Source organism: Treponema porcinum, from assembly GCF_900167145.1.
GTDB lineage: Bacteria > Spirochaetota > Spirochaetia > Treponematales > Treponemataceae > Treponema_D > Treponema_D porcinum.
The window spans coordinates 1-11,116 of the sequence record NZ_FUWG01000022.1; the positions used below are offsets into that span (position 1 = coordinate 1).

At 38.5% G+C, this 11,116-nt stretch carries 8 protein-coding genes; 6 read left to right on the plus strand and 2 right to left on the minus strand.

Annotated elements, in window-relative coordinates:
* Positions 1-84 precede the first annotated feature (84 nt).
* The 5 genes from B5D55_RS11170 (at position 85) to B5D55_RS11190 (ending at position 8,012) form a co-directional block, all read left to right on the plus strand.
* Positions 85-2,244 (plus strand): glycogen-binding domain-containing protein, encoded by a 2,160-nt coding sequence (locus tag B5D55_RS11170; RefSeq protein WP_078934091.1) that lies wholly within the window; start codon positions 85-87, stop codon positions 2,242-2,244.
* 22 nt (positions 2,245-2,266) lie between these two features.
* Positions 2,267-3,346, plus strand: coding sequence for an early set domain-containing protein (locus B5D55_RS11175; protein ID WP_078934092.1), 1,080 nt, complete (start codon positions 2,267-2,269; stop codon positions 3,344-3,346).
* 269 nt (positions 3,347-3,615) lie between these two features.
* The gene (locus tag B5D55_RS11180; RefSeq protein ID WP_078934093.1) at positions 3,616-4,335 is read left to right on the plus strand and encodes a hypothetical protein; all 720 of its coding nucleotides are present in this window, start codon (positions 3,616-3,618) and stop codon (positions 4,333-4,335) included.
* A 132-nt stretch (positions 4,336-4,467) separates the two neighbouring features.
* On the plus strand, positions 4,468-5,202 hold the full coding sequence (locus tag B5D55_RS11185) for a hypothetical protein (RefSeq protein ID WP_078934094.1): 735 nt from the start codon (positions 4,468-4,470) through the stop codon (positions 5,200-5,202).
* Between the two features lie 20 nt (positions 5,203-5,222).
* The gene (locus tag B5D55_RS11190) at positions 5,223-8,012 is read left to right on the plus strand and encodes an alpha-amylase family glycosyl hydrolase (protein WP_078934095.1); all 2,790 of its coding nucleotides are present in this window, start codon (positions 5,223-5,225) and stop codon (positions 8,010-8,012) included.
* Between the two features lie 123 nt (positions 8,013-8,135).
* On the opposite strand, the gene B5D55_RS11195 is transcribed toward B5D55_RS11190, so the two are convergent.
* Positions 8,136-8,987: an Rpn family recombination-promoting nuclease/putative transposase gene (locus B5D55_RS11195; RefSeq protein ID WP_078934100.1), complete on the minus strand. Its 852-nt coding sequence runs from the start codon at positions 8,985-8,987 to the stop codon at positions 8,136-8,138.
* Positions 8,988-9,171: 184 nt separating this feature from the next.
* Entirely contained in the window at positions 9,172-9,369 is a 198-nt protein-coding gene (locus B5D55_RS11200; protein ID WP_078934096.1) for a hypothetical protein, read from the minus strand.
* 1,036 nt (positions 9,370-10,405) lie between these two features.
* On the opposite strand from B5D55_RS11200, the gene B5D55_RS11215 reads away from it, so the two are divergent.
* Positions 10,406-11,116, plus strand: coding sequence for an Rpn family recombination-promoting nuclease/putative transposase (locus tag B5D55_RS11215; protein WP_078934099.1), 711 nt, complete (start codon positions 10,406-10,408; stop codon positions 11,114-11,116).

The window sequence follows — 11,116 nt, forward strand, 5'->3', positions numbered from 1 at the left end:
GATGATAAGGCCCATTCTGTCTACGAAAATCCCGGGACGTTTGTACGCGCAATTTCTATCTATTTATTAATTTGGAGGAATTTGATGAAAAAATTATTCGCTTTCATCTCGGTTCTTCTGGTTGCATCAATGGTATTCGCCGATGTAACTGCGAAGAAACTTCCCGACGGTAAAATAGAAGCTACGTTCTTCTATGGAAACCCTCGTGCTACAGAAGTGCTTCTTGCCGGTGACTTTACAAACTGGCAGAACGGCGCTCTTCCTATGGAAAAGGGAGAAAAAGGATTCTCTCTTACAAAAGTGTTTGATGCCGGAACAACTGTAAAATACAAGTTCATCACCGACGGAAACTGGACTACAGACCTTAAGGCTCCGGATTTCGTTGACGACGGTTTCGGCGGTAAAAACTCTATGGCAGAACTTGATGCTATTGCCGGAGGCGACGCTTCTGCTGCTCCTAAAGCAGGTCTAAAATTCCAGACTTGGTCTAACTTAGGTTTGCAGGCAACTTTTGATGCATGCGAAAAGGGCGATGACGGCAAATATGACAATGCCCTGAAACCTGCTGCTGTAGGTCTTGGTGCAAAATCATACTGGAAATTCGGTGGTTCTATCGTTCCGAATGTTCCTGTATACGTAGAAGTAGCTCTTGCAGAACTTGAGCCGGATAATGAAGGCAATGTAGGATACTCAAATCTTTATAAGAGAAATGAACGCGATCTTGGCGACGGAATGAAAAACTTCCTTACAGACCTTATGTTTGATCCAATCTATTGGTTCGGTGGACAGGGTTCTGCAAAAACATATCTCGGACATTTCAAGACAGGAGTTGAAACAGGCTGGGTAGACTGGACAACTGGTTACAAATATGCAAAACTTCCGCGTCACAAGAACGTAAACTGGGACACTGTAGACCAGGAATGGGAAGCCGGATATTTAGAAGTTGGTGGATACAATCATTTTGCAACAGGTACGATGTTCAATGAATGGGTAAAAGGCCTTACTGACGGAAACGTAGACCTGAACGTTGTATTTGCTCCAAACCGCAGTGCTGACCGTGCCGGAAACCGTTATGGCGTTTTCTCTTATGCAAACGCAACTTTGTTCGGAAACCATTATATTGACGTTCAGTACAACGGTGCTTACGGAACAGAGTTTGACAAAGTTCTTGATGAAATCTATGAAAATGACCTTATTTTTGGTTACAAGGGAACTTTCGGACCTTTGACATTCAAAGGAAACTACTTGCTGAACCTTTACGGCTCTCAGGAAGTTACTGTTGGCGGAACTAAATACAAGTCATTCTTCAATCCGGCTTCTTCTGATGTAGGCGCAGTAAACGACGATGTTGACGACAAGCAGGACAACATGGCTGCAAACGTAAACATCACGTTCAGCAATGACTTCATCACAGCTATGGTTGGATACCGTTTCCGCGGTGCTCAGGCAAATATGATGTATGTTGAACAGGGTGCTGATGATCACGACCACTTGCAGGATAATCTTGGTTATCTTAACCGCCAGAGATTCTTTGCAGACATCAACGTAACTCCTACAGATGCACTTTCTATCGGTGTTGTTCCGTACCTTGAGACAAAATTCAACAAGGACGTTGATTCAAATGATGCAGCTCATAACTTTAAGAACAAAGATACAATGCTCCTGGTAGTTCGTCCGAAAGTTGGATTCAAAATCAGCGACAATATGGCTATTGACGGATATGGTGAAGTTTCATACATCTCAGAAGACGAAGATAAGTTTGTACGCGGTTCAGATAAAGAAAACTTTGTATTCAATGAAGCAGGCTTGAAATTTGCCGCAACATTTGAAGACAGTCCGCTTGCTAAGCTTGATGTAATCTACGGCTACGACGGAAACACAGATGAAGTTAAATACGCAATGCATTCTTTGCTTGCGGAAGCAGGTCTTTCTAACGGATGGAACTTGCAGGCAGGCGTTGGCATCCGCACTCACTACGCTGATGTAGACGACTTTGACAAGACTGGAGTTCTTCCGGCAGGATTCGCGCTTGGAACAAGCAAGCAGATCTGCAAGAAATACTCTACAACATTCATCGCGCAGTTCCTGTACGGATTCAATCCATACAACGACTTCGGCGACAAATGGTGCAACTTCAAGCTTGATGACTACATCATTGACCGTGACATCATTACAGGCGAAGGCAAAGTTTCTTCTTTGTACAACAAAGCAGCAGTCCGCGTAGGACTTAGCTTCGATTTCTAATTGAGTAGTGAGGAAAAATAATATGAAAAAATCAATTAGTTTATTTGCTGCTCTTTTAGTAGCAGTTGGTACGTTGGCAGTTTCAGGCTGTGCAACAAGCCATGATGAAGATCCTATTGTCGATTTGTCGAGTTTCTACCTGCGTGGTAATATGAATAATTGGGCAAACGATAGTCTTGATGACGGAAAAATGACTGCAAATGCAGATGGTTCTTACAGTATTGTTTATACGGCAAAGGCAGCCATTGATGAATTTGCTATTGCAAATTCCGGCTGGTCTGTAAAATATTGTAATGGCACTGAAGTTGCACCTGACGGAACTGGAGTTTCCCTTGAAAGTGGTGGTGGTAATGCAAAAGTTACAGGACAGACTCCTGGTAATAGCTACAAGATGACTGTAAAACCTTCCAGCACATCTGTTTCTGTAAAAGTTGAACTTGCCGGTTCAAATGTTCCTGATTTCTATATACTTGATACAGAAACAGGCATGAACAAAATGGATTATGACGGAACAGAATATTCTTATACATTTACAGCCAGTGGAACATCTGAGTCACTTGTTGTGTGGAGTAAAGACAAGTATTACAAAGGTACTGTTGCTTATGCAAAGGAAAATCCTACTGAAGCAACTTTGACTGCAAATGATGATGTTTCTACAGTTGTTGTAAATACCTTGGAAGCAAATTTGCCGGTAAAACTAATTCTTACAGTAAAAGATTCAACTGTTTCTGCAAAAGCCCAGATAGCAATTCCTGATCATTTCAAAGTTGTAATGACTTTCAAAGATTGTACAACTGAAAAGGTTTCTTTCAACTCTAACATTAGTTGGGGTGGTGTAAAAGCCGGAAAGTGGTCAGTTGATGAAACAGTTTTTGACAATGCTGCAAAAGAAGCCAATCTTGTTGGCGGAAAGCTTACATTCTATGTTTCAAAAGATTATGATGTTTCTAGTACATGGGTTGCAGCACAAGCTCCGGAAGGTGCAAATTTTAAATTTGAAGCAACTGTTGGTTCTGGTACGGCTGATGGCGGATTATGGTATAAGTTACCTTTAGATCAAGATACTGTAGAAATTACGTATTATGACGATCAGATCAAATAGGTTATTTGTCAACTAAAAACCACGCTTGGGGCATTGCCCCAAGCGTGGTTTTTTATAATGTAATGATTACTGTTATAGATATGACATTAATCATTCAAAATGAAAAAAATCAATAACTTCTATGCATGTGCAAGGTATGTTGCTTCTTAAAAGATACTAGTTGTAGTCAGGTAATGATTGCATTCTGGACTAATACTCTTTATATGCTGCAAATACCGGAGGGGGAACGCACTTCACATCCATACTGATAAAACACAGGAGTTTATGCCATGCCTATCGAAGAAATTATAGAAAAATCTTTCAATGATTTAATAAAGGCAATCACAACTGACGGAACTTCAAGTCAATTAATTTTTCCACATTCAAACAAGGGCGATGTAAGACATTCAGAACAGGAACTCAAGCAGATTTTCCTAAGAAATGTTGAAGAAGATAAGAATTATTTTTATTCGATAGAAACTCCTACAGAATATGGTTATCGTTTTAAAGATTCTAAAAATTTAGAGGTAGATAAAAATCACAAAAAAGGCAAACACCAGGCAGCAAGATTTGATGTAAGTCTTTACACAGAAAATAAAATAGAAAGTTTAGCAAGTTGTATAGAATTTAAACACCGTAATTCAAAATCTATCTGCAAAGATCTTTTAAAGCTTGCAAAAGAAGTAGAACTGACAAAAGAAAAGAAAAACTTTTTTGTTCATTATCATTATGTTAAAGAAACTAGCTGGAAATCAGATACTTTCTCAAATTTATTTGAAAAATATAGTAAATCAGTAGATGAGATAGAAAGTAAAATAGAAAATAAAGAAGATTTATCAAAAGTAATAGTATATCTAGTTTGCATTTATGGAAAGGATAAATCTGCTTCAACATATCATTTCTCGCTTGCAGACTTAAAAAATAATTATACAGTCGGAACAAAATACAGCGACCTTACAGACAAATCTTTGTTCAACGAAAAAATATTTAACACAGAACATTCCATTTGATTTTTCAAATTAAAAATAGATTTATAAATCGGAGTGAGTACAAATAATAATACTGTTCATTTATAAAAAAAGTTTGGTGTGATGAGAGAAAATTCAGTCTTATTTGAATTGTTGAAACACAGGAGGATTTAAATGGAAAAGAGAAAGTTTAAGGTATTGCTGTGCCTGTTTCTGGCTACGGCAGTAATGTTTGCAGGATGTTCGTCGGATGACGGTGACGACGATACTCCGCCCGAAAATTCAGTGAGTATTCCAAAATATTCGCCCGGGAAAATCTTGAAAAACAAGGTCATTTCGTCTGGAAGCGATGTTTACTACGAATATCTTACTTTTGAAAGCGAAACTGGCGGAACTTACGCACTTTATAAAGACGGTGCACAAGTTACTTCTTATACGAATAAAAATGGTGAAAGTGTTAGTGTTCCATCTTCATTTTCTTACGATGCTGCTACCGGGAAATTCAGTGCAGGGGATGTTTCTTCATATATGTTCAATGCAAAAAAGGATAGAAAAGAAGTTTCTGTAATTGCTTCAGAAGAAATGACTTGTTCACAAGAAAAACCGGCTCTTCTTGCTGAATGGAAATCATCAAGCCTTACTTTCAAATTCACCTCTGATGATAACGGAGATAATGCAACGGTTACACAGAAAGACGGAAGTTATCCTGAATTTACTGTTCCTTATACAAATGATGGCGGCTGGATTACGGTATCAAACTTTCCGCTTTTCTTCTCTTCTTCAAACAGAATGTTCTATCTTGCGTATGTAACGGAAAGAACCGAAGTTGAGGCGGTCGGAAGAAATGCATCTTGTGATGAACTGAACTTTGTTTCGCCGGTGTTCATTCTTGCTGACATTCAGCTTTAATTTTTGGAGGAAACTGAATTATGAAAAAAATTTTTAAAATATTTTCAATTCTTGCATTGACATCGCTTCTTTTTTCTTGTGCAAATGGATTGGATGAAAGAAATGATAGAGTATATGAAAAGTCAGCCGGTTCAAGAACGCTTGTAGAAGAGTCTGCTCAAAATACAACTATCAATGTTCATGTTCTTTACGCACCGGGGGACAGTCTTGTTGCATGGTCATGGGCAAAATATTCTAGCGGAGATGCAAACTACAAATGTGATAAATGGGATAATAAAGGAACGGAAGGGCTCATCTTTACAAAAGGTGAAAATCAGTTTGATTTAACTTATAAAGTAGATAATACTGTTGACCTTGGAATTCTTTTTGTTTCATCTGAAGGTCAGACTGATGATATTATAATTTCAAAAGCCGAATTGACTGAAGGTAAACATTTTTATTTCATCTACGGTCAGAAAGATATTTATGACAGTGCGACAGAATGTAAGGGATTAAAAAATGCTTCTATTGTTTCTAAAGATGGAAATACTTTGAATCTTGTAGTTTTTGGTTGTAAATCTGCAACTAAAGATAGTTTTACTGTAACAGATAAAACTGGTGCTGAATTAACAATTGCTTCTGTAAACGCTACCGATACTTCTGCAAAAATTACTTTAACAGATGGAGATGTTTCAAAAAGACCTTATTCTGTAACACTTAAAGACTCTGATACAGTTTCTGCAAACATTTCATCTGATTTAATTGATGAACTTGAACTGAAATATACAGGCGATGACCTTGGCGTTAAAATCAGCGGAAGTTCTGCAACATTTAAAGTATGGGCACCATCTGCTTCAAAAGTTTCTATCCTTTTTTATGACAGCGTTAGTGATATCGGAACTTATAAAGCTTTGACGGTTGCTGCAAAGGCAAACGGCGGTACAGACGAAGTTGAACTTTTGGGAGAGCCTTCCGGCACGGAGGAAATGACTGCTGATACTAAAACAGGTGTCTGGTCGTATGAATTAAGCAGCATCGGTTCAAAAAAATATTACAAATATCAGATTGAAGTAGACGGAAAAACTCTTTATGTGTGCGACATTAATGCTAAAGTCTGTGCACCTGATTCAATTGCAGCACAGATTGTGGATATAAACGACAGTTCTGCAACTCCTTCCGGCTGGGGTGAATATGAAAATCCATTTAAAGGTTCAACATACAATGACGCTGTAATTTACGAAATGCATATCCGCGACTGGAGCCGTGCAACTGAAAAAGATTCAACCGGAAAATTCAAGGATTTTGCAAGCGATGAAGTAATTGCTCATCTTAAAGACCTTGGCGTAACCCATGTTCAGATTCTTCCGATGTTTGACTATGCACAGGTAAATGCAGACGAAAACTACAACTGGGGTTATAATCCGTATCATTATAATGTTCCGGAAGGTCGTTATGTTGATTATTCTTCTGATAAAGACGGAACAGCCGCTGTAAAACAGCTTCGCGAAATGATTCAGAAATTACACGACAACGGTATTTCTGTCATTATGGATGTTGTTTACAATCATACAAGCGGAACAACAACGGGTTCTCTTTATGATTCTACAGTTCCCGGATATTTCTATCGCCTTAATGCTGACGGAAGTTACATTAACGGTTCTGGCTGCGGAAATGAAGTTGCAACAAATCACTCAATGGTAAAAAAATATGTAATTGACTCTCTCAAGCACTGGATGAACGATTACCACATCAACGGTTTTAGATTCGACTTAATGGGCTGTCTTGAATCTGAAACAATGAAAGAAATCTATGATGAACTTTATAAAATTGACCCTAAAGTAATGGTTTACGGAGAACCTTGGACAGGCGGAACAAGTGGCGTTGTAGACGGTGCATCTGCTGCAGTTTCTGGCTCAAGCGGTAACGGTGTTGGTGCTTTCGACGATGATTTCCGAGATGCCATAAAAGGAGCGGAATTTGGTGGCTTTAACATTGGTCAAATTCAGTCTGCAAATTCTGACAGCGGAATCGTAAAAGGATTAATCGGTGAATCTGGCAGCAATAACAGAAATTCAACAGGTTTTACAGGACTTGCACTTCACTATGCAGAATGTCATGATAACTTTACGCTTTACGACAAACTCGTTTATTCGCTTGATATTACAAATACAAAAAAATTAGATTCAACTGGTAATGTTGCAAAATCATGGCCGGCTTCTGTCAGCGAAGAACAAATCGATTTAATTAAAAAACAGAATAAACTTGCCGCAGCCTACATCTTCTTGAGTCAGGGAACACCATTTATTAACGGTGGACAGGAATTCATGCGCACAAAGAAAGGCGACCCGGACAGCTATGCACCTGATACAAAGGGTGGCATAAAATGGACTAGCCGTTACAACGGCGGAACTTATGTTGATGCAACGGATATCGATGATGTAAACTCAATCGACCTTTCTTTTAAAACAAAATACGCTGATGTTTACAACACATATAAAGGATTGATTTCTTTAAGAAAATCGTCAACTGCATTTACTGCAGGAACTTCATCAACTGCAAAAACACTTTCAAAAGGAGTTACTCTTTACAACGCAAAATCTGATTCAGAAGAATATGAAGTCATTTTCAATGCTTCTGAAAATGACTATGTTCTTACAGATGTTTCAATAGAAGGAAACCTTGGTCTTGGAATTAAAGACTATGAAGTTTCTTTCGGAAGAAAAGGTAAACGCGTTACAATCAGCGAAGAAACTGGCGAAGTTACAACTGCATCAGAAGAATCAGTTGTTTCCACCGTTCCTGCAAAATCATTTGTAATTCTTAAAAAGTAATTCATTTTTCAAAAAACACGCCGAGAATTTTTTAAAACTCGGCGTGTTTTTTTCTGCTGATTTTAAGTAACTTGTGAAAAATTCTCAGTGAGAATTTTCTTGATTTTATTTGACGTGCCAATTTTACAGTTCTTGAACTTGTTGCAAGGAAAGGCCTGTACATTCTGCGATAATATCATCAGGAATGTTTTTTACCTTCATTTTTCTGGCGTTCTCCAGCTTTTCTGCGTTTACAGCTTCTTCTTTTTCTGCGACGGCGACCCTGTAGCCTTCTGCATAGCCGTCTTCCCGGGCGTGTTTTTTGATAAAATACATTTCCTGCTCTAAAGTCATCTGTGTCCTCCATTGTTCAGCGGGGATTTTGGCACGCATGACTTTTTCCTCAAGCGATTTTGCAAAACTTGAATTGTCGGTTTTGTTTTCAAGAAGATATCTGAAAAAAGTCCTGAGCCTTTCTGTCGGCATTTTATCATATTTTCGGGCGTTGCAAAAGACTTTTACAGTTCCGTCGTTTAAAAGGGTTTTTCCGTCTTCCGCGCAGACATTCCTGAACGTGTAAATCGGAAGTCCTTTCCTGAAAACATCGTCAAGACACAAAAAGATTATGTAGCTTTCGTGAAGTTCCTCGTAGTCAAAGCCCTGGTTCAGGTTTGAGATGTCAAGAATTCCCTGATAATAGCGTGCACGCTTGGGAAGGTTCTTGCGGTCTGTGGTCTGCATTTCGATGTCAAAGCAGCGACCCGTTCCGTCTTTTACATAGACATCAAACCGTACGCCTTTTGAAAGAAAGTCTACGTCGATTGTCTTTTCCGCCTCTGAAAGTTCCAGCCGTTCAATCTGAATGTTTAAAAGCATTTCAAGAAAGTCCTTGCATAAGTCCAAATTTTCGCTCATCACGCGGCAAAAGATAAAGTTGTTCGAAAGCGAAGCATTTTTCCACTGCGCTTCCAGCGATTTTTGAAGATACCAGTTCATTTTTTTTCCTTCCATAAAAAAGTCAATGAGAAAAGTCGGAAGCAAAGCTTCCTAACGATTTCCGATTTGACTTTTTAAGCTGTTCCGTAATGAAATGAACTCGCAGCGCAAGCTTCCAGCGGGAACTGCAGTTGATACGAAAGTTTGCAACGCAAACTTTTGGTAAGATAAAAGCTGCGCAATCTCAGCGGTTTTTATCTTGCACTCCTGAAAATCCGGGCGCGGAAAAAGCTCCGCCGATTCGGGGACAGGTGCGTTTTTTTCCAGCATTTTTATACGGAACAGGGATAAGGTTTTTCTTTGGAATGTAACGCAGGTTTGAAAGCGGCCAGATTTTGTCCTGATTTCCAGCTGTGATTTCTGAAGTGTCTTTTTCTGTCATCTGTGTGCCTCTCTTAAAAAGTCAATGAGGAAGGCCGGAAGCAAACCTTCCTGACAATTCCCAATTTGATTTTTTTTAGCTGTTCCGCAATGAAATGAACTTGCAGCGCAAGCTTCCAGAAGGAACAGAGGTTTATATGTCTCCTTCGTATATATACGAATTTTTTTTGAAAAAAAGGCAAAAAAAAGGGAAAAAAGTTTAAAAAGTGTGATTTTTTTTTGGTTTTGGAAGGAGTGCTGTAATGATGTCATGCGACGGTAAAACTGACTGTCATTATAATCCTGTAAGCCTGTTATGACAATGTTGAAAGCTTTTTATAATGATATTTTAAGACTTGCAGAATGATTTTTATAGGCAACCAGAATAATGTTCTTGGACAGTCAGAATAATGTTTTTGGACGTTCAGGATAATGTTTTTGGACGCTCAGGATAATGTTTTTGGACGCTCAGGATAATGTTTTTGGACGCTCAGGATAATGTTTTTGGACGCTCAGGATAATGTTCTTGGACGTTCAGAATAATTTTTTTGGACGCTCAGGATAATGTTTTTGGGCAGTCAGAATAATATTTTAAGTCTTTCAGAATAATTTTTATAGGCTATCGGAATGACTTTTGCGGGATTCCTCGACAACCCCGGATAAGGAGACGGTCAGAATTACAAGGTGTGAAGTCGGAATGAATGAACAGACTCTGAATGATTTTTTTAATACCATAAGAAATCCACAGACTATGCCTGTGTTCGGTAAATTTTCAAAACTGCTTTCTGGCATTCTTCCATTCCATGAAAAAAAGGTTTTCAAAAAAATTTCACTTTTTTTTTCAAATTTTCCTGCACTTTTTTGCATAAAATTCAAAAAAAATTCGATTTATCATGCAGGGAAACAATTTCCTCATTCACTTTTTATGGGAGAATATATGCACGAATATTATCCGCCGGAGCTACTTAAGGAATGGTAAGAAGCTTCACTTTCAAACAATTTTATTTTTTGCAAGGTAATGTCAGAAAACCTAGACATTTGCAAGGAATTCCTTGCAAATGCTTTTGAACATTCAGATTGAAAACATAAGGCTTGCCCGTCCGGAAAAGACGCTTGACGTAGACTTTTGTGCAAAAGAAATCCGCCTTGACGTCTTCGTAAAGAACGAAACTGACCGTTCCTACGATATAGAGATGCAGGTCATAGGAAAAAAGCACCTTTCTTTAAGGGCACGATATTACCAGAGCGTCCTTGACATTTCTTCCCTGCACGCCGGAGATGATTACGAATGCCTTACCGAAAGTTATGTAATTTTCCTTTGCCTTGAAGACATTTTCCACAAGGGAATTCCGATTTATACATTCAAAAGCGTTTGTATTGAAGACAGCAGCCTTTTCCTTGACGACAAAACTACAAAAGTCTTTTGCAATGCCATTAAGTATAATAAAATGCCTGTTGAAAAGCTCAGAACTTTTTTCAAATTCCTTGTAGAAAAGAAGCCGGACGAAACCGAATTTTCAAAAACGCTCAGCGAAAAAGTCCTCAAAGCAAAAATCACCGAAGACGCACGGAGGACATACATAACTCTAGAGCAAGAAATAAGATTAGCCGCTAAACACGCCGCTCAAGAGGCATTTGAAGAAGAATACAAAAAAGCTTCAGAAAACGAAAAACTTGAAAACTCCAGAAAAATGAAGGCAAAAAACATTCCTGATGATATTATTTCAAAATGTACAGGTCTTTCCTTGCAACAGGTTCAGGAATTGTAA

Bases quoted from the DNA above. Each gene is read 5' to 3' on its own strand.
- B5D55_RS11170 (WP_078934091.1), top strand. From the start codon at position 85: ATGAAAAAATTATTCGCTTTCATCTCGGTTCTTCTGGTTGCATCAATG.
- B5D55_RS11175 (WP_078934092.1), top strand. From the start codon at position 2,267: ATGAAAAAATCAATTAGTTTATTTGCTGCTCTTTTAGTAGCAGTTGGT.
- B5D55_RS11180 (WP_078934093.1), top strand. From the start codon at position 3,616: ATGCCTATCGAAGAAATTATAGAAAAATCTTTCAATGATTTAATAAAG.
- B5D55_RS11185 (WP_078934094.1), top strand. From the start codon at position 4,468: ATGGAAAAGAGAAAGTTTAAGGTATTGCTGTGCCTGTTTCTGGCTACG.
- B5D55_RS11190 (WP_078934095.1), top strand. From the start codon at position 5,223: ATGAAAAAAATTTTTAAAATATTTTCAATTCTTGCATTGACATCGCTT.
- B5D55_RS11195 (WP_078934100.1), bottom strand. From the start codon at position 8,987: ATGAACTGGTATCTTCAAAAATCGCTGGAAGCGCAGTGGAAAAATGCT.
- B5D55_RS11200 (WP_078934096.1), bottom strand. From the start codon at position 9,369: ATGACAGAAAAAGACACTTCAGAAATCACAGCTGGAAATCAGGACAAA.
- B5D55_RS11215 (WP_078934099.1), top strand. From the start codon at position 10,406: ATGCTTTTGAACATTCAGATTGAAAACATAAGGCTTGCCCGTCCGGAA.